Below are 19305 nucleotides of genomic sequence, written 5' to 3' on the forward strand. Positions count from 1 at the left end.
GCGACAACAAAAATCACTTCAGTACTCTTTTTACTCATTCTGTGAAAAAAAGAGTCTTTTATTAATCAATAAGATTAAAAAAACAGCGATTGAACAGTTTTGTGATAAATAACGTTGACGAAGACGGTGAGATCGGGTTTAATACGCCCCGTTGCCCGGATAGCTCAGTCGGTAGAGCAGGGGATTGAAAATCCCCGTGTCCTTGGTTCGATTCCGAGTCCGGGCACCATATTTCTTTTGTTCGTCAGTGAGTTAAATCACTGAGAGGGCAAACAAGAGTTGAAAAATAATATAATTTGGCACAGTCACTTTATGTTAAAACTCTTAAACTGAACAGTCTTGCTAATGTCAAGGCTTGTTTTTTTTTATTTGTCACTTTTACTTTCTTTCCTAATCACTGTCAAATCTAGATACTCCTCTTGTTATTCTTATCACATCAATTCCGCTTCAAGTATATCTCGCAAGTTATCAACACTTTCATCAATGTATTCTAATGTCGATGTAATACTGGCATGCCCTAATTGTTCTGCACAACTAAATCTGCCGTCATTCGTTTATCGATGTGTCAACCCGCAATACGGCGTGAGTATAAGTCCATCACGATAACTAAATACATCCAGCCCTCCCCTGTTTTTAAATAGGTCACATCACCCGCCCACACTTCGTTAGGTACGTGAGGATTAACATTTTGATTTAACAAATTATCGACTACCGCATCACTGTGTTTGCGTTTTGTGGTGACTTTGTAAGCAACACGCTGAGTGACGACTAGGCCAAGCTGAGCCATTAGCTTTTGAACGCCATAAGCACTCACGCTAAAGCCCTCTTTGCATAACCGTTTATGTCACGTTATGTAACCTAAGCTATTTCGACTCTGTTCAAAGATAGCTTTGGTTCTGCGGTGATCAATTTTGCTGGGCGTTTAAGCCAAGCGTAGTAGGCAGAACGACTTATTTTCATTAACTTACAGAGCTTCTGCACGGGAAACTGAGAAGATAATTGCTTAATCGTTTTAAACGTTACTTGGTTTCCTTTAGCTGGAGGGCGCTGTTTTTTTTAGGATTTCTTTCTCCATCCTAAGTTCTTTATTTTCTTTTCGAAACCTTAATACTTCAGCTCTCTCATCGGAATTCAAGCTACTACCGGATTGCTCAGCGTCGAATTTTGCTTTCCAGTTATAAAGTAATTTATCGGTGATCCCTAAAGAAGCTGCCGCTTTTGAGACGCTATAACCTTGTTTTGAGACTAATGCGACCGCTTCTTGCTTAAACTCAAGAGTATAAACTCGGTTTGTTCGTTTTTTCATTCAACACTTCAATAGTTAAATTATATTCCATTATTAAAGTGTCTTGTTTGATTAAAGCAGATCAATTAAGCAGTCGCTAATCCTTCAACACTCATTGTTGCCGTAAGAAAATATCAAGAGCTTGAGTAATCAGAAATTAATTTTGTAATTAAAACCACTAGCTACACCATAGATATGCAAAAAGAGAGTCTAAACTCTCTTTTTCTGTATCCAATAACTATTTATTTTATGAATGATTTACTGATTTTATAGATTTCAATAAAGTATTAAAAACTTCATTCTGTGATGCTCTGATCCTTTTTCCTTTTGGAGTAACAAAGGTCACTTCTTTTCCACTACGACTACAAACAGTACTAACAGTACTTCCATCTTCTCGAGTCTGAATAATGTGTGGCGTTTGGAAAAACGAAGACTCAGGCGTAACAGATTTTCCTTTTCTGGTTACCATACCCAACTCCTTAGTTTGCCATGTTGATTGCATTATAGTATCGCTCATAAATCACTCACTATCAACTGAGCGGTTATTTTGCTCAAACCAATTTAATAAATCTTCTGCTGAGCGGTAAAGTATTTCTTTTGAACCATCACCAGTTAAATCCTGAAAACCATGTTTTTCAACATAGTATGTTGCAACATTTTCATTTATAGGAAACATGAGCCGTACACCCGTCCCTTGTGTCAGTAACAGAAAAAACACTATGGTATAAAGCATAAACTTAAGCGTATTTCCATCAAGAATAGATGGTTTAATTTGAAAGTTCTGAATCATTTCAATATTCAATACATTATCAGAGCAATATTCACAAATGCAGGCTCCAGCAGGCCTATTTTGCATATCTAAAAACTTAAAACAAAAGCTAAATCCATTATCATTTTGAAATGTTTGTCCTGCGTGATCCCAAGGAAGTTGCCTCTCTGGCGGAAAATTTCTAGTACTTGCAATACACCATGCTAAGTCTGATTCATTTAATAAATATGCCATAAAAGATTGCTCAGACTGTTGAAATAACTCATTAGTTAATCTAATTGCCTCCTCACCACACTCTCGTATTGTTAACTCAGGCATCAGCAACTCCATCGCATCTTAATCTTAATTAATAAAAAGGAATAATCCCTACAAATACTTTTTAAAACACCCTATTGTCACAGAAATAGCTATCCCTATCAAAAATATAGAAGGCAACAACAAGAAATTCGGATAAACTGCAAATGGCAATGACAAATACAATACACAGAGGATATAAATTGCGGGCTTGATTATTCGCTTAGCATGATGATAAACAAAACTAGATTCATAAGCTGCACCATATCGACGTAAATCACGTCTGACCAAACCATCAACAACGGCGACTATTATCACCAAGATAAACAATGGAGATAAATAAAAAAACTAATCGACTCTTTGCCATCCTTGCGTTCCTTGTTGTAAAACAACAGGCATTATTCCATTGCCATGCTTTAGCCATATCCCGTTATCATGGTTTAATGTGATATGGCGATTTTTTACCTTTTCGATAGGAATATGATGTTTTTTAGCCCAATTTCGTATCACATCATCTTTCCCCCCACTTCCCACTAAATAGATATCAATAGGTTGATTTAGTTTGATAAGCTGAGCGAGTTTTACCTCACAAATAGAACAACTTTCTTTTACAAATAAAGCCTGACGACTTTCTCTCATTTCATTTTGAATTGGTAAAATTTCAGGATAAAGACGAAGCCATGCTTGATTCGCCTCTCGCTGAAAGGCTAATTCTGCTTCAACACGCTGAAATTCTTGCCTCACCACTAATTCAGCAAAATAACGTCGCTCCTCATAAGTACGAGCTTCAATACCTAATAAAGTTAAGGGATCTAAATTCGGTGAAAACAGCCCACGTTTCCCCTTTTTTAGCATTTCATAACGTTGCCATTCTTTCTCTGTTAATTTCCATTCTTGAGCATTTTCAGTGATTAGTGATTGTTCTAATGCCTGTTGCTCTGTTTTTAAAACTTGATGTTGACTTTGATCCGCCATTCCTTCTGTTGACACTGTCAACACGCTAATCCCCAATGAGACTAAAAATTGAGAATTCAATATAGATTGAATTTTCATTGCAACATCCTATCCGCTGATAATGTTGAGTTTGTGAGTATTTCTGTCGGTAATTGGTAACCTTCTCGCAATGAATGACAAATTATTCGTTGTACTGCATCAATCTCAAGTTGCCATGCAACACCTGCCAATACTTGCAAAGCCTGCTTTAAGCGCATAGGCCCTAATTGATGATGTACAACAGGAAGTTTTTGGTTATAGAGTACTTGATTAGACGACGTTGTCTTACATAAAGAATATCCCGACGGTTGTAAAATATAACGCATTGCATCACTAACAGAGGATTGTTGAGAAGTTGGGATATGAACATCAATTATTTGTTCGATCGGGTCACTTTGAGCCAACGTTGGAGATATATTTATCAATAGATAGCGATCATAACGCATAACTTTTGGTGTTGTTAGATAGAGATCGGGCTGTGCTATTTGAATGTTTTTATTGAGAATGATCGAGCGAGGTTCAGTTTCAAGTTGCTGAAGTTTTTCTTTCGGAGTATAAGCCGTTATAAATAAGGTAGTGAAACAGATTATAAAGGAAATGGGTTTGTTCATAAGGACTCTCTGTTACAAAGAGTCCAACTTTGATGGATTGTTGGTTAAGGGGCAATGAGGAAGTGTTTATAAAAATAGTCTGATTAAGTGTCATTATTGAATGATATTAATTTTATACATATAATTAAAAATAATTTATTTCAACTTTTTTTTAAAAAAATTTCGCACATATCATAAAAATAAATAACACTACTTTTATCATTCACAAGATTATATTACTATACAAAAAATTCATTACATAAAGTGATAAAATGTTTACTATACCTATTGATAAAAAATGCAAATTAGAAATTATTAATACTTTGGCGACAATGGAATCTGAGTTATTTAAAAACATTTCCCCCTTGGAATTTTTTGATTCTATTTTAAACTTAAGGATTTTAGCTTCTGAAGATCCTCGTTATCAAGATGCATATGGAGATTTAAATCAACACTACATTAATAATAATGATTGGACTCTAGAGTATATCCTCCTTGAAAGATTTGACTTTTTAAAATCAGACGAATTATTTACCCTATTACTCAACACACTGGTATCTCCATCCATAATGAAAATAGGTGTGAATGAAATTTCTTACATCTATAACAAGTTAAATCCAATTTTAATTATATATAACATAGAGTATCAATTAAATGGACACGATGAAAATAATATACCAATTTATGAACTATCTAATTTTAATAATGATGATGAATTTAAAGATATAAAAAATAACAACATTCCCTTTATAATAAAAAACAATAAAAATAAAGAAAACGAATATTTTAAATTAATAGAAATTAACTGGAATGATTTCGGAAGATATAATAAATTTCTATTGTCTTATTATAAAAATCAAAAAGAATACATCATTGGAGACTTAAAAATAATCTCTAAAGAAGATATAAGTACAACAAATGAGATAAAAAATAATTTTTTTAAATTAGATAATAAATATTGTTCTCTAGGTCAAAAATTTGAATATTATGAGAATATATTTAATATATTTAAAGGTAATGCATTATCAATACTAAAAGCACTAAATGATGTAGCTTTCTTTACTAAAATACAAGAGTCATTTGAACATTTATCTCAATTTAAAGATAGTTTAATTCGATATGACGAACAAGAGCAGTTATTAAGACAGGCTAGGCATCGAATAAGAAAATACGATTTAAGTCAACTTTATTCCTTCGAATATATATTTAAACCTGATTACATTGATGATGAAGATAAATTAAAGTTAACTTTTAACTTTAATGATAAGTCTATTTTAAAAAATAGAGTATATGCATTGATTGGTAATAATGGTGTAGGAAAGACACAATTGGTATCAAAATTACCTTGTGATATCGCCAATGATAATAAAAATTTATTCTCAGGTAAAGTTCCACTATTTAGTAAGATAATAGCCGTTTCATACAGTATATTTGATAAATTTTCTATTCCTGAAAATTCATCTAAAATAAATTACATCTATTGTGGATTAAGAAAAAAAATAAAAACAAAGAAAGTTATATATCAGAAGAAGAGTTAAAAACTCGTTTCTTCAAGTCCATGAAAAATATTATATACAAAGATAGGTTAATAAGTTGGATGCATATTAATAGTGAGTTTTTCACACCTGAATTAATAGCTACTTGGATAAAAACCGTTTCAAATTCATCAACCAATAGTATTGACTATGAAATTAATCGTATTGAATTAGAAAAATCAATAAAAAAATTAAGCTCAGGGCAAGCTATTTTCTTATATATTATGACTGAAATTATTGCTAATATAAGATATGACTCATTAATAATTTTTGATGAACCAGAAACACACTTACACCCTAATGCCATATCTCAGTTAATTAATAGCATTCACTCTCTTGCTGATCAATTTAAATCTTACTGTATAATAGCAACCCATTCTCCAATTATTGTTCAAGGGATTTTATCTAAAAATATTTTTGTCATAAAAAATGAAAATAAAGTATTAAGTGTAACACATCCATCGCTGGAAACATTTGGTGAAAACTTGTCAAAAATTACTGATGATATTTTCGGTGCGAGAGATACACCACAATATTTTAGAAAAAAAATAGAAGATCAAATTAAAATTGGATATAGTATTGATGATATTAGAAAATCCATTCAATCTGATGGAGTTCCTCTTAGTTTAAATCTTTCCATTTTATTACAAAACATGGAGATCAAAAATAATGATTAACTTAACTCCATATTCTGATTCTAGTATCTCTTTTTTACGTTCAATTATTAACTCAAAAAATAGAGGAGATTATAAAGATAGAATATCTAATTTATTTAATTCATTAAATACCTATTATCAAAATTATGATACATCTTTTGATAATAATACTTTAAATCTTATTCAACAATCGCTTATTTTTTCAGATTTAGAAAAAAAAGATTTACTCAAACTATATAATTATAGTTCAAAACCATTTGCAAATTTTAAGAATCAATTATTAAAATTACCAAATGGTAGAGATATGGATACTTGTCAGTATTGCACTTTAAATAGCGTAAATACATTAGATCATATTATTCCTAAAGAAAATTATCCTGAATATGCAGTACATCCTAAAAATTTATTTCCAGCTTGTAGTCAATGCAACAGCAAAAAATCAAATAAATGGTTAGATAATAATAATAACTTTGAGTTTATAAACTTATATTCACATGACCTACCCAATTTACAATATCTTTTTGCAAACATTAATTTAATTGGTAATACTTTCAATGTTAACTTTGAATTAAGAAATGAAAATAACATTAATGAAGATATTTTCATGCTAATTGAAAGACATTATATCAATCTTGATTTGTTAAATAGATTTAAATCAAAATCAAATGAAAAAATAGCACAATTTGAAAATATCATAATTTCAAACATAGAGAGCTTTGATATACCTCTTTCTTCTGCACTAAACTCTGCTCTAGTTGCAGTTAATAAGAGTAGACTTATTTTTGGGGCAAATCATTGGGAACAAATATTATACCTTGGATTAATAAACGGCTCTGCATTTAGAACTTATTGTAACAATAAAGGCTATCAATAATATTTTGAAAAATTAGTTAGTAGAAAAATATTTTTATATATTTAAAGTAATAATGAATAAAAAATAACTTATTATTACCAACCTAAAAGGTTCTATTTACCAAAGAACCTTTTTTTTGTAAATTAAAGTTATTTCATTACAAACTGACTATCTCGCTCTGCTTTTTTCTTAGTCTTATGAAAACGCTGAAATAATTCTTTCTTTAAGTTTTGATAGCATCATCGTTAACTTTTTTGTTTTTCTTTTTAGAGATTTCTTTGTATAACAAAACAAATTTCCTCTATATGAACTTTTAGATTTTTTGATTCAGTGTGGTTATTAATTTATCGAATATAAACTCTTCTAAGCTCTTCCTGTATGCTTGGGAAGTTAAAATATCACCTCATAACAGTCATTAGTATATACCTAAAATTTGTTATTCTATCGGTTATAAAATCTAAAAATTGACTCTTGAGGTACACTTATTTACAACTCCCATCCAATGCTGTACAGTTCATTATGAGTGAATTTAGCTAGTGCATCCATAGATTCAATTCCTATGCCTACATTCCTCATCACAGCTCTCCTAATAATTGTGTTTATCCGTTACTTCAACGTGTTACTTAACGATTACGTCAGCAAGGAAAAGCTTATGAGTAAATTATTCCGCCATATAGTACTATATGCATCTTGTTTTATTGAAACCGTATGGGCAGGGATGATAAGTGTGGTAGTGGGTCTGATGACTGGCGGTGTCCAAATTACTTTGGCACTAGCTAAATTTTCTCGATTTTTTATTTTTCACCTAAAGCAACCACACCCAAAATATTATCCAATATACTAAATCACTTCATACATATTCCTTTATTTTGGTCTTTCGTGCTTTTTGTACTAAGCATGATCGTTTTTCTCATTTTTTAATACACAACGTAATTAGCAACGTTTTCTACTGGCACATTGCAGTCTATTAGTTTGCTTTTACATTACTGCTATGTCACTGCTCATACACTACATTTATATTTCTTCATTCAAGATCTTATAAACCGTAGAACGAGCTACTTTCATTTCTTTGGCTATTGCGGTTCCTCCCCACCCACTTCGTTTTAGCTCAATAATTCTTTCGCGATCCACTGAACGCTTGCGTCCAAATTTTACCCCTTTGAGCGAAGCCTCTTGCCTGCCCTCATTTGTTCGTTCCAAAATTCTTTGTCTTTCTGCTTCTGCCACCGCGGATAAAATGGTGACCACCATTTTTCCCATTGTTCCTTCTGTACTTATACCATCATCCAAAAATCGAACAGCTACACCCATTGAATCGAATTCTTTTATCAACTGAATCATATCCGCAGTATCTCGTCCGAGACGGTCGAGTTTTTTCACAAGAATAATATCACCGCATTCAACTTTAATTTTGAGTAACTGCAATCCATCACGATTAATGTGACTTCCTGATCCTTTATCGCTAAATAAGCGATGCTTTGCCACTCCGGCATCAATCAATGCTTTCTTTTGAGTATCGAGAGATTGCTGGCTAGTAGATACCCTTGCATAACCAAATAGGCGCAAAATATGTCTCCTAAGTCATTATCAGACAACAAGTGTCTATTAATTGAAAATATCGAATAAATAGACACTCTTTTCATATTATTTTTAAGTGTCCGAAATATTATGATAAAAAAGACACACTATGAAAGTCTGGACTTCGATTAACAATTATTATATTAAATAACTTAATAAATTAAATTATTAATGTAATTATATATTCTAAATAATACATTGCCTTATTTTAATATAGCTCTGCTATTTTCTCTCTGTTATACTTTCCTTCTCTTCTCGGACTAGCATATGTATTTATGGGATTAATAATTCAAGAGCAATGTGTTATTGTTGATCATAATTGCCCCGACTGGCTAATAACTCAGTCTGAAGGGAATCCAACTATTGATTATACAGATGGCTTAAAAGTTTATGCTATTTTTAAAAGACAATTCCTTTCAGGTAAAAGAAGACGTAATAGAAAACAACGTCAACTGGGGGATAATTGTCCTTTAATTTATGCTTTGAAAAAAAAGGATGATTTATATACAAATATTTCTAGCATAAAAAAACTCAATGATAGCTTCAAAATCATTTGCAATAAACTTATGGAATTAGAACCTAAAGGGTATCAACTAATAATATCAATGCCTTCAGCCCATAATATTAGCCCTATTATCGCAAAACGTTTAGCAAAAAAATTTAATGCCACATATTTAACTGATATTTTAAGAAAAATAACAGTCGATAATGCTTTTCAACTTCTCGATAAAGCAGATATTAATATTGAAGAGGCTAAAAGTCTTAGTTTCAAAATTAAATTACAAGCAAAAGAAGTTGGACTTAAAGGAGGGTTTTCACTAAAAAGTATCCCTACTGAATTTAGGAATATATTTCCACCATTTGTTTTAAACACACAAGCATCATCCAATACTGAAAAAATCAGAATATTACTTGTCGATGATCTTATGGCTACAGGAACAACATTAACTACAGCTAGGGATATCATTGCACAACAGTATCCAAATGCCATTATACATGCTATCTGCCTATTCAGTTCAATAAAAAAACAAAACAAAAAAACTTGATAATATCAAGATAAACAGGTATAAAGGCGTTATAGAGTGTGCTTGAGTCTCCCCGCTCTTAAAATCCAGATGAGACCCGCGTAAGCACCTGACTGAGGTCAGCTTGTAAAGAGCAAGTATCAGTCGATTAGGCAGCGGCTAATCCTTCAACACATATTGTTGTCGTAGAGAAATATCAAAAGGAGAACTTAGGTTCTCCTTTTACTTTTTAATCTTATGTGAAAAATTAACAAAGCATTCTTCCTTTCAAATTTCGTTACTACTATTTATCACGCCCTTTATAAATACTTCTTAATACTCTCTACTATTACAAAATAGCTAGCCCTATTAAAAGAGTAAGTAATCAGAAACTAATTTTGTAATAAAAAACAGACTAGTTACGCCATAAATATACAGAAGAGGGCCTAAACTCTCTCTTTCTATATTCAATAAATATTTGTTTTACTGATTTCAATAAAGTATTAAAAACTTCATTCTGCAATGCCCTGATCTTTTTTCCTTTTGGAGTAATAAAAGTCACTTCTTTTCCATTATGACTACAAGCAGTACTAACTGTACTGCTTGTCTTCTCAAGTCTCAATATCAGAACCTCATTCTAAAGCGCTAACGCACAATTGAAAATAAAGTGACAAGCTCCTGCGAAGCACCGCATATTACCCTCCTACTGACCATTTGATATTAATTGGAATTTGAAGGCTTAAAGTTGTTGTATGGATATCATTGTACTTTGGTCTATGACAAAAGAAACTGAGTTAGCCGGAAAACCACACCTTATATCGCGCCCCTGAAAGATGGGTTTTACGACGCACCTGATAATTTGATAAAGGGAACATACACTATATTTATAATCAAAATAAAAAATATTTATTATATTTATACAAACAACCAACCCTATACATTCATAATGAAAATATTTTATATTTATTATATTGCTATTTATAATATAGACTTAGCGACTATATTAATTATAAGTTCTCTTATTAAAAACAAAACAACAAATAATTAACAAGCAACATATTAATTAAAGACAAAACCATTCTTAAAATGATATATTTTGATCTATATCACAGTATAATTCGGGTGTTTAATTATATTAATTTATAGTTGTTATATAGGTCTTAATAATTAACGGATGCGAAAATGGAAAATAATAATCGATTTTGGCCACATATAAGACGTATTACACATATAATGATGTTTTCACATCGTTCATGTTTTGATTTTAATCTTTTCAACGCTCAAAGATAATCTCTCTATTGGCATCCATCACGTGGTTTGCATATTACCAGCGTATGGATAGTCAACCTCTTTACCATTATAAATCACATTTTATGTGACTATAATGGATTCTTATTGATCATTCATATTCCTGGTTTTTATGCATAGTAATGTGCAGTTAATTAGTTCTTATTATTGGTAATTTGGCTAAAAACATATTACTAAAATTATAAAAACCATCATTCTATACATTATTTTTATACGTGATGACATAAATATAAACGTGATTTTTATAACTCGACACTCTATCGAGGGAAAAAACTCACATTTATAAAAATAAAAAACTGAAATATTTTTACTTAATATTTCAGCGAGAATTTTTTACCAAAAAAAGGTATTAAAAATGAAAAGTTATAAAATAGCGGTCAGCTACGATATGTCTGACTATATTTCAACCCACCGTGAATGTGTCGATATTCTACATACTGATTTTTCTGATGTTGCCGTGATTATTATTTCACTTAATGACATTCAGAATGGAAAGCTTAATTTAATTGAACAAAATAGCTTTGAACAGCCTATTTTTGCCGTTATTAATAAAGATGAAGTTATCCCTGCTAATATTATTAATCGATTAACTGGTGTAATTGATTTAAATAAAAAAAATAGTGAGTTATATAATAAACAACTAGAAACTGCAGCGTTAAAATATGAAGAGAGTCTATTACCTCCTTTTTTCGGCAGCTTAAAAAAATACGTTGAACAAGGAAATTCAGCTTTTGATTGTCCTGGGCATCAAGGAGGTGAATTTTTCCGCCGTCATCCTCTAGGTAACCAATTTGTCGAGTATTTTGGTGAAAACTTATTCCGCTCTGATTTATGTAATGCCGATGTTTCTATGGGTGATCTGCTGATCCACGAAGGTGCCCCATGTGCCGCACAACAACATGCAGCAAAAGTCTTTAATGCCGATAAAACTTATTTCGTTCTTAATGGTACATCTTCCTCCAATAAAGTCGTTCTTAATGCCTTATTGGCACCAGATGACCTAGTATTATTTGATCGTAATAATCATAAATCAAACCATCACGGAGCATTAATTCAAGCAGGAGCAACGCCTGTTTATCTTGAAGCTGCACGTAACCCATTTGGGTTTATCGGTGGGATTGATGCTCATTGTTTTGAAGAAAAATATCTTCGTGAACTCATCAAAGAAGTCGCCCCTACACGTGCAAATGAAAAGCGCCCTTTCCGCCTAGCCGTTATCCAATTAGGTACCTATGACGGAACAATATATAACGCACGTCAGGTAGTCGATAAAATCGGACATTTATGTGACTACATTTTATTTGACTCCGCGTGGGTGGGCTATGAACAGTTTATTCCAATGATGAAAGATTGTTCTCCACTTCTACTTGAACTGAATGAAAACGATCCGGGGATCTTAGTTACACAATCTGTACATAAACAACAAGCGGGATTCTCTCAAACCTCACAGATCCACAAAAAAGATCGCCATATTAAAGGTCAAAAACGCTATGTAAATCATAAACGTCTCAATAACGCCTTTATGATGCATGCCTCAACTAGTCCATTCTACCCATTATTTGCAGCTTTGGATGTGAATGCCAAAATGCATGAAGGTGAGTCAGGTAAACGTTTATGGATGAATTGCGTAAAAACAGGGATTGAAACCCGTAAATTACTCCTGCAATCCTGTAAACATATTCGCCCGTTTATTCCAGAAACTATCGATGGCCGTGCATGGGAAGATTTTGATACTGATGAAATTGCCAATGATCTCCGATTCTTTAATTTTGTTCCGGGAGAGCGCTGGCACTCATTTGAGGGATATGAAGAAAATCAATACTTTGTTGATCCATGTAAATTACTACTAACCACCCCAGGTATTAATGCCAAAACAGGAAAATATGAATCATTTGGTGTTCCTGCCACCATTTTGGCGAACTATCTACGTGAAAATAACATTATTCCTGAAAAATGCGATCTTAACTCCATATTATTCCTGCTAACGCCTGCAGAAAGCATGGCGAAAATGCAGCATCTGGTCGCACAAATTGCTCGCTTTGAACAATTACTGGAACAAGATGCCCCACTGAAAGAGGTACTTCCATCAGTATATCATGCCAACCAAACACGTTATCAAGGATACACCATCCGTCAATTGTGCCAAGAAATGCATGATATGTATGTGAAATTTAATGTAAAACAACTGCAAAAAGAGATGTTCCGTAAATCACATTTCCCACAAGTCAGTATGTTACCTCAAGAAGCCAATATCGCTTTTGTGCGTGGCGAGGTGGAGTTAGTTGCCGTGGAAAAAATTGAAGGCCGTATCGCCGCCGAAGGTGCTCTACCTTATCCACCAGGAGTACTGTGTGTAGTACCAGGGGAAATTTGGGGTGGCTCTGTACAGCAATATTTTCTAGCGCTAGAAGAAGGAATTAATCTATTCCCGGGATTCTCACCGGAATTACAAGGTGTATATATCCGCAATGATGAGGACGGTCGTCTGCGGGCATATGGCTATGTAATTAAGCACTAAGTTAATTAATTTATGCGTGACGGAGTGTGAATAAGCATGCTCCGTCAGCCGGAGAGTAAAACGATGAGTACTTCAAAAAATAAAATGAGTGTATTGCAACTCACTATATTAACTGCGGTGAATATGATGGGTTCCGGTATTATTATGCTACCGACCAAGCTAGCCGAAGTAGGAACCATTTCTATTTTATCTTGGATTGTCACTGCGGTCGGCTCTATGGCTCTGGCCTATGCATTTGCTAAATGCGGTATGTTTAGCCGTCGTAGCGGAGGAATGGGAGGGTATGCCGAGTATGCCTTTGGCAAATCGGGGAATTTTATGGCCAATTATACCTATGGTATTTCCCTGTTAATTGCCAATGTAGCTATCGCAATTTCTGCTGTGGGTTATGGTGCCGAACTGATGGATGCGACAATGACTCCGTTAGGTATTTGTATTGCAACGATTGTTGTATTGTGGATCTGTACAATAGCAAATTTTGGTGGTGCGCGGATCACCGGACAAATAAGCAGCATCACTGTCTGGGGGGTGATCATCCCTGTTGTGGGTATTTCAATTATTGGCTGGTGGTGGTTCAATCCTGAACAATACATTAACTCTTGGAATCCACATAATTTTCCATTCTTTGAAGCCGTAGGCTCTTCTATTGCCATGACCTTATGGGCATTTTTAGGTATGGAATCAGCTTGTGCCAATAGTGAAGCGGTTGAAAATCCTGAAAAGAATGTTCCTATTGCTGTATTAGGTGGCACATTAGGTGCAGCCGTTATTTATATCGTATCAACAAATGTTATCGCAGGTATTGTGCCAAATATGGATCTGGCAAACTCTACCGCGCCATTTGGCTTAGCCTTCTCCCAAATGTTTACCCCAGGTGTTGGGAAAATCATTATGGCGCTAATGATTATGTCTTGTTGTGGATCTTTACTTGGCTGGCAGTTCACCATCGCACAAGTATTTAAGGCGTCATCGGATTCTGGTTATTTTCCAAAAATATTTTCTGCAGTTAGCAAAGCTGATGCCCCGGTAAAAGGAATGTTAGTTATTGTTGTTATTCAATCTGCACTGTCACTGATGACCATCAGCCCATCACTAAATAAACAGTTTAATGTACTCGTCAATCTAGCAGTTGTGACTAATATTATTCCTTACATCCTTTCTATGGCGGCAATGATTATTTTACAAAAAGTCGCCAAAGTGGAACCTCATAAAGCGAGAACCAGTAATATCATCGCATTCATTGGGGCGATTTATAGTTTCTATGCTCTGTATTCATCTGGTGAAGACGCCGTAATGTGGGGGGCATTAGCCACATTCTTGGGATGGACACTATATGGTTTTGTCTCCCCACGATTTGAAATGAAACAAAACCAAGACCTAATGACAAAATAACACACGCTATTCGTTATATTCCTCCCGCATAAAATTTCAGCGGGAGGGACTTTTCTCACAACAAAATAATCAGCATTGACAGGTACTTAATAAGCTACCTGTATGCTCCCCTGTCGTGGAGATAGCAAAATGATGATATCAGAAATCACCAAACCGAAACGAGGACGTCCCCCCAAAAATCATAGTCCTAATACAGATGTAAAAAATATAGTTATTCAAAGTGGTATAGAAATGTTTGCTGAAAAAGGCTATATCAGTTCAGACATTTGTAAGATATTAGAAAAAGTTGGTATCCCGAAAGGATCATTTTATTATTACTTTGGTAGTAAAGAAAAATTTGGTTTAGTCGTCATCCAACATTATGACAACTTTATTTCTAAGCAACTAGATAACTATTTGTCTTATACTGCATTACCTTTCCCCAAAAGACTATTAGCATTTTGTCACATGATAAAATCAGAAATGGAAAAGTATCATTGGCAACGAGGATGCTTAGTAAGTAATCTCATACAAGATATTGTTAATTTACCCATTAGCTATTATAAAATACTGAATAATGTGATTTCTGGATGGCAGAAAAAGGTAGAAAATTATCTTCTAGAAGCACAAAAATATAAGTTTATATCTAAAAACATTGATTGTAGACAAATGGCTATTTTTTTCTGGATGGGTTGGCAAGGAGCAATAATGCAAGCAAAACTAACCCGCTCTAATCAGCCACTAGATATATTTATCTCTATTTTTATGGCGCAGGTGTTTGATATTCCTCAACATGAACTAGAAATTACTAAAAATAGAATAATTTAATATCTCTATACTTAATATATAGTTAAGGTACTTTATAAATATTCATATCAATACATCAGAAGATTTAATAGTTCATTTAGTCATGAATTCTTAAATGCTTATTTATTTGAATCATTAAGCTAAATACTAGAAATGAGATAGTTTTAGCAACAAGTTTATAATTTACACTGACTCTATAAAATATAAATAGTCTATCGCCAAAAAACTATCGTAATAGTTATAAAATGTCAATTTAGTGTATCTCAATTAAGAAAAAATGATATTTCTATATAAGTTATTTTTCCCTCAAATTACAAGAAAAAACATATTGAAGTACAGTTCATATTGAGCACAGATTTATGGCAGATCTTGCTAAAATGGGGAAAAAAATTATTCCCCATAATATAGAACTACTTAAGGATTAGCGTGGCAACCAAAGGATAGTGATCCGAAAGCGTCGATTGAATAGCTTTCACATCAGATATTTCAATATTTTTTGAAACGATTATATTATCGATGCTGAGTACTTTCATCATCGGATCTTTATCATGAAAGGTCTCAATCCAGCCATATTCACCTCCATTAGCTAATCGATAATTAGCTCTGAATATATCCAATTCATGAGTATCTTGATCCGCATTGGTATCCGCCAACAAGATCTTATATTTTCCATTACAATTGTCCATATCCTCTAGGATCGTTTTAAATTGTTGCTGGCGCAATGCCATAGATTCAAAACTAGGATGCGCCACATAAACATCAATATTCATACCATTTTTATTCACTACTGCATGAATATAAGATTTAGGTGCAACCGCACCGTTGTGCATAGGACCATCTGGTTCATAAAGGCTATCGAATGCTCTCACACTCTCCGCATTATTAGGATCGTAGTTGGCAAAAATTTGGTTAACTTCATCCTTATAAACAGAGGTTTCGTCACTGACCAAGTGGATATTTTTTGTATTACTTATTTTATACCGAGAAAGTAGGGCTATTCCCCAGCCACCATGAGCAAAGATCGACATCTCACCAAAGAACTGATGCTTAAAATATTCTTTGTTAAAATATTCCAATGCGTCATAGCTTTTTAATTGTTTAAAACGACGATTGTGATGATTAACTTCTTGAAGTCCAACAAGATCAACATTCAGATTTTCTAGTAGGCGACTTTGCTCTGCAGCGCGACCATAAACTTTACCATCAATATTATAGGTTGCAACAACCAGAGTATTCTCCACTGGCTGACTTTGCACTGGAAGCACATAAAATACAACACTGAAAGTACTGAAGAGCAATGCGGTGGCACAAAATTTCTTTGTCTTTTTCATAACTGACTTCTCTAAAGATCGTCTATTTTACCAAAGAACAGGTACTAAAAGCGGAAGGTATATGAAAATCGGGCTTTACAGAATCTGGTTTAATCCAGCTTATCCACTCCCGTTTTTGTCCACCTTGTCCATCAGCACTAAATTCCCCACGCATAATTGCACACATCAAGGTTTTATGATCTTGATCCTGCCAGAGCTTAAGTACGTCCAACTCTTTAAGATCGAATTTTCCCACAACTCTATAACCATTAGGCGTTAAGCTAGATATGGTTTCCAATGACTGCCAGTTCCATGTCTGATCAACTTTGCGATAAAACTCAGCTTTCGCATCGAACACCCGACCTTGTGAGTCAATCTCTGCAGTATAATATGGTTGCAATGCCTGACCGGTGGAGAAGAAAAGCTCCACTCGATCGGAAGCCAGCACAGCCTCATCCTTATCTAACTGTTTACCCACTTGAATATCATGATCCTCAACGTCAAAACGAAACCAGATGGATGTAGGCGTCCAAAGAGCACGAAATTCAGTTTTTGGTGCTGGCATATCTATCCAAGGAAAGCTAAAATCCGTTAGCAAGCTGGCCTTAGTCCATACACTGTCCTGTACTGCATCCTGTAATGAATGAATATTGTCGGTATAGGCGATAACATAATTCTTAGCTTGGCAAACGCCAGCTACAAGTAGCAGTGTTACGCCAAGATACAATCTGCTCTTCATTTTTGACCTCATTTTTGTTGATGCCTGTCTACAGTGTTTACGATCGTTCTCATATCTCATGAGAGGATCAGGCTATTGATTTTAAAAAACAGAAGACCAAAAGCAATCATCTGTAAGATCTTTGGTGTTACCATGCCTAACTTTTCATGAGTTTCAGAGTAGCCGTAAATGATCAGATATTCTGCCAATACGCTAAACCAACTTTTTTCATAACGAGTCAAGGCAATAATCTTAGCGCAGTAGTTAGCGTCTCTATCACCTCTTCACCGAAATAGACAGTAATACATCACTAGAATACGGATACTCAACTTGTACTAGTTGAGTATAATAATCATATAAATATAATCGGATAAATTAAATTATTATAAAAATAGAACTAAACTCTTTTTTAATAAAATAAAACCAATATTAATTAATAAAAAATTTCAATATGTTTATTTTATTAGTTTAACTAGATAACTTATCTGCAATATAAGCAATCCTTTTTCCATATTCTTCAGCTGTTATAATATCACCTTTAGGAATAAAATCAGTTCCTGCATCTGATGGGCATTGTGCAAACATACCAATAGAAGAACCTAGTGAATTAATATCTTCTCTTGTTGATTTTGTTGTATTTGACGGTGGCATTCCAAGGCTAACCCATATTCCTTGATGCTGAGATGCTAAAGTTTGTAAATAAATTAATGTAACTTGTTTATCTCCATTTAAACTTGCACTTATTGTAAATCCGCCAAATATTTTATCTTTCCATTTACCTTCAGCCCATTTTTTCGAGGAGTTATCTGCAAACTTTTTAAATTGCCATGAAATACCGCCCATATATGTTGGGGATCCTAAAATAATAGATTTAGCATTATCCAAGATATTCCATTCACTTTGAGAAATGTCACCATTTTCATTTATTCTGATTAAATACGCATCAGCACCTATTGCAATATGTTCAGCTATTTTTTGTGTATGACCATAACCTGAAAAATAAATAACCACATTCTTTTGCATATCAAACTCCTTTATTCAATATGTAGATATAAAATGTTACCTTCAAAAAATGTAAGAAAGTGATCTCTTAATTACCACCCCCCAGAGATACCAACACCTAATGCAGTATTACTTGATGAATCCCATGATATATTGACCCTAATATTCGAATTATAAATAGTTTTTAACTGAACTCCGGCAGCAATCGCATTACCATTTTGATAGTTACCTACTCCCATTCCATATGAAAAAGTATTTTCTGACACATATGGAATTGAAGAAATGGCAGTTACACCTGCAATACCTGCATTGAGTTTCTTTTCCGTTTGGTTAATTTTATTATCTAATTGACCGAATTTATCATCCGCATAGCTTATAGCCGAACTAAACCGACTATCCGTATAACTTTTTGAACTAGTTAGGACTCTTTTATCCCCTTCATCTCGAGAGATCTTTTCTAAATTTATTAGGTTATCAGTGCGATGATTAATTAAATTTTCTTGAAGAATATTACTCGATTTTATATCGTCTATAGCTTCCCTGTTACTATTAATTTCGGCTGTATTCTCTCTTACTAAATTGGTTGTTTCTATCAATTGTGCCTTATCAACCTTATTTTTATCTAACCAATCGATCGCCTGCGTATTGTTATCAATACTATTTTGATAAGTAGCAATATTATGGGTGTTTGCGTCTACCCGTTTATCCGTTTCT

At 33.6% G+C, this 19305-nt stretch carries 18 protein-coding genes, 1 tRNA gene and 2 pseudogenes; 9 read left to right on the forward strand and 12 right to left on the reverse strand.

Annotated features, from left to right (window positions below; translation table 11 throughout):
• The first annotated feature begins 153 nt into the window (after positions 1–153).
• Positions 154–229, forward strand: a tRNA-Phe gene (locus HMPREF0693_RS08520).
• A 339-nt stretch (positions 230–568) separates the two neighbouring features.
• Here HMPREF0693_RS08520 and HMPREF0693_RS19820 read toward each other — a convergent pair.
• The 6 genes and pseudogenes from HMPREF0693_RS19820 to pilL2 all read right to left on the reverse strand — a co-directional run.
• Positions 569–1306, reverse strand: a pseudogene (locus HMPREF0693_RS19820) (IS3 family transposase); the annotation flags it as partial.
• 226 nt (positions 1307–1532) lie between these two features.
• A complete protein-coding gene (locus HMPREF0693_RS08535) occupies positions 1533–1802 on the reverse strand; it encodes a hypothetical protein (protein ID WP_004244841.1) in 270 nt (89 codons plus the stop codon).
• Between the two features lie 3 nt (positions 1803–1805).
• Positions 1806–2372: a hypothetical protein gene (locus HMPREF0693_RS08540; protein WP_223293427.1), complete on the reverse strand. Its 567-nt coding sequence runs from the start codon at positions 2370–2372 to the stop codon at positions 1806–1808.
• Between the two features lie 48 nt (positions 2373–2420).
• Positions 2421–2681, reverse strand: a pseudogene (locus HMPREF0693_RS18555) (TIGR03747 family integrating conjugative element membrane protein); the annotation flags it as partial.
• Positions 2682–2696: 15 nt separating this feature from the next.
• Complete coding sequence (locus HMPREF0693_RS08545; RefSeq protein WP_004244844.1) at positions 2697–3401, reverse strand: TIGR03759 family integrating conjugative element protein; 705 nt, start codon at positions 3399–3401, stop codon at positions 2697–2699.
• Entirely contained in the window at positions 3398–3952 is a 555-nt protein-coding gene (gene pilL2 / locus HMPREF0693_RS08550; protein ID WP_004244845.1) for a PFGI-1 class ICE element type IV pilus protein PilL2, read from the reverse strand. The genes HMPREF0693_RS08545 and pilL2 overlap by 4 nt, the downstream gene beginning before the upstream one ends.
• A 251-nt stretch (positions 3953–4203) precedes the next feature.
• Between pilL2 and HMPREF0693_RS19275 the strand changes: the two genes are divergently transcribed.
• Genes HMPREF0693_RS19275 through HMPREF0693_RS08560 form a run of 3 tightly spaced genes read left to right on the forward strand, consistent with a single transcriptional unit; the run spans position 4204 to position 6996 of the window.
• On the forward strand, positions 4204–5469 hold the full coding sequence (locus HMPREF0693_RS19275) for an AbiJ-related protein (RefSeq protein ID WP_004244846.1): 1266 nt from the start codon (positions 4204–4206) through the stop codon (positions 5467–5469).
• Positions 5412–6143, forward strand: coding sequence for an AAA family ATPase (locus tag HMPREF0693_RS19280; RefSeq protein ID WP_004244847.1), 732 nt, complete (start codon positions 5412–5414; stop codon positions 6141–6143). Before HMPREF0693_RS19275 ends, HMPREF0693_RS19280 begins: the two co-directional genes overlap by 58 nt.
• Positions 6136–6996: an HNH endonuclease gene (locus HMPREF0693_RS08560; protein ID WP_004244849.1), complete on the forward strand. Its 861-nt coding sequence runs from the start codon at positions 6136–6138 to the stop codon at positions 6994–6996. Before HMPREF0693_RS19280 ends, HMPREF0693_RS08560 begins: the two co-directional genes overlap by 8 nt.
• Before the next feature lie 993 nt (positions 6997–7989).
• Here the strand turns inward: HMPREF0693_RS08560 and HMPREF0693_RS08570 are convergent.
• Positions 7990–8541 carry a recombinase family protein gene (locus HMPREF0693_RS08570; protein WP_004244851.1) on the reverse strand — a complete coding sequence of 184 codons (552 nt, stop codon included), beginning with the start codon at positions 8539–8541 and terminating at the stop codon, positions 7990–7992.
• 287 nt (positions 8542–8828) lie between these two features.
• On the opposite strand from HMPREF0693_RS08570, the gene HMPREF0693_RS08575 reads away from it, so the two are divergent.
• The 5 genes from HMPREF0693_RS08575 to HMPREF0693_RS08590 all read left to right on the forward strand — a co-directional run bounded on the left by HMPREF0693_RS08575 (position 8829) and on the right by HMPREF0693_RS08590 (position 15582).
• Positions 8829–9599, forward strand: coding sequence for a phosphoribosyltransferase (locus tag HMPREF0693_RS08575; protein ID WP_004244852.1), 771 nt, complete (start codon positions 8829–8831; stop codon positions 9597–9599).
• A gap of 1140 nt (positions 9600–10739) precedes the next feature.
• Positions 10740–10847 carry a leader peptide SpeFL gene (gene speFL, locus HMPREF0693_RS18910; RefSeq protein ID WP_107034653.1) on the forward strand — a complete coding sequence of 36 codons (108 nt, stop codon included), beginning with the start codon at positions 10740–10742 and terminating at the stop codon, positions 10845–10847.
• A 373-nt stretch (positions 10848–11220) separates the two neighbouring features.
• Positions 11221–13383, forward strand: coding sequence for an ornithine decarboxylase SpeF (speF, locus tag HMPREF0693_RS08580; protein ID WP_004244853.1), 2163 nt, complete (start codon positions 11221–11223; stop codon positions 13381–13383).
• A gap of 63 nt (positions 13384–13446) precedes the next feature.
• Positions 13447–14775 (forward strand): putrescine-ornithine antiporter, encoded by a 1329-nt coding sequence (gene potE, locus HMPREF0693_RS08585; RefSeq protein WP_004247370.1) that lies wholly within the window; start codon positions 13447–13449, stop codon positions 14773–14775.
• Between the two features lie 129 nt (positions 14776–14904).
• Positions 14905–15582: a TetR/AcrR family transcriptional regulator gene (locus HMPREF0693_RS08590; protein ID WP_036932345.1), complete on the forward strand. Its 678-nt coding sequence runs from the start codon at positions 14905–14907 to the stop codon at positions 15580–15582.
• A gap of 389 nt (positions 15583–15971) precedes the next feature.
• On the opposite strand, the gene HMPREF0693_RS08595 is transcribed toward HMPREF0693_RS08590, so the two are convergent.
• From HMPREF0693_RS08595 to HMPREF0693_RS08610, 5 genes are all read right to left on the reverse strand, one after another.
• Positions 15972–16892 (reverse strand): endonuclease/exonuclease/phosphatase family protein, encoded by a 921-nt coding sequence (locus HMPREF0693_RS08595; RefSeq protein WP_004244857.1) that lies wholly within the window; start codon positions 16890–16892, stop codon positions 15972–15974.
• Positions 16893–16914: 22 nt separating this feature from the next.
• Entirely contained in the window at positions 16915–17610 is a 696-nt protein-coding gene (locus HMPREF0693_RS08600) for a carbohydrate-binding family 9-like protein (protein ID WP_004247367.1), read from the reverse strand.
• Between the two features lie 56 nt (positions 17611–17666).
• Positions 17667–17831, reverse strand: coding sequence for a hypothetical protein (locus HMPREF0693_RS19145; RefSeq protein ID WP_001967272.1), 165 nt, complete (start codon positions 17829–17831; stop codon positions 17667–17669).
• A gap of 226 nt (positions 17832–18057) precedes the next feature.
• Positions 18058–18612, reverse strand: coding sequence for a flavodoxin family protein (locus HMPREF0693_RS08605; protein WP_004244860.1), 555 nt, complete (start codon positions 18610–18612; stop codon positions 18058–18060).
• A gap of 71 nt (positions 18613–18683) precedes the next feature.
• Positions 18684–19305 (reverse strand): YadA C-terminal domain-containing protein (locus HMPREF0693_RS08610; RefSeq protein ID WP_071587367.1); only part of this gene is annotated, 622 nt, incomplete at its 5' end.

Source organism: Proteus mirabilis ATCC 29906 (assembly GCF_000160755.1).
Taxonomy (GTDB): domain Bacteria; phylum Pseudomonadota; class Gammaproteobacteria; order Enterobacterales; family Enterobacteriaceae; genus Proteus; species Proteus mirabilis.

Coding starts and splice junctions, on each gene's coding strand:
- HMPREF0693_RS08590 (WP_036932345.1), top strand. CDS start 14,905: ATGATGATATCAGAAATCACCAAACCGAAACGAGGACGTCCCCCCAAA.
- HMPREF0693_RS08605 (WP_004244860.1), bottom strand. CDS start 18,612: ATGCAAAAGAATGTGGTTATTTATTTTTCAGGTTATGGTCATACACAA.
- HMPREF0693_RS08575 (WP_004244852.1), top strand. CDS start 8,829: ATGGGATTAATAATTCAAGAGCAATGTGTTATTGTTGATCATAATTGC.
- speF (WP_004244853.1), top strand. CDS start 11,221: ATGAAAAGTTATAAAATAGCGGTCAGCTACGATATGTCTGACTATATT.
- HMPREF0693_RS08560 (WP_004244849.1), top strand. CDS start 6,136: ATGATTAACTTAACTCCATATTCTGATTCTAGTATCTCTTTTTTACGT.
- HMPREF0693_RS19275 (WP_004244846.1), top strand. CDS start 4,204: ATGTTTACTATACCTATTGATAAAAAATGCAAATTAGAAATTATTAAT.
- HMPREF0693_RS08545 (WP_004244844.1), bottom strand. CDS start 3,401: ATGAAAATTCAATCTATATTGAATTCTCAATTTTTAGTCTCATTGGGG.
- pilL2 (WP_004244845.1), bottom strand. CDS start 3,952: ATGAACAAACCCATTTCCTTTATAATCTGTTTCACTACCTTATTTATA.
- HMPREF0693_RS08535 (WP_004244841.1), bottom strand. CDS start 1,802: ATGAGCGATACTATAATGCAATCAACATGGCAAACTAAGGAGTTGGGT.
- HMPREF0693_RS08600 (WP_004247367.1), bottom strand. CDS start 17,610: ATGAAGAGCAGATTGTATCTTGGCGTAACACTGCTACTTGTAGCTGGC.
- potE (WP_004247370.1), top strand. CDS start 13,447: ATGAGTACTTCAAAAAATAAAATGAGTGTATTGCAACTCACTATATTA.
- HMPREF0693_RS08540 (WP_223293427.1), bottom strand. CDS start 2,372: ATGCCTGAGTTAACAATACGAGAGTGTGGTGAGGAGGCAATTAGATTA.
- speFL (WP_107034653.1), top strand. CDS start 10,740: ATGGAAAATAATAATCGATTTTGGCCACATATAAGACGTATTACACAT.
- HMPREF0693_RS08595 (WP_004244857.1), bottom strand. CDS start 16,892: ATGAAAAAGACAAAGAAATTTTGTGCCACCGCATTGCTCTTCAGTACT.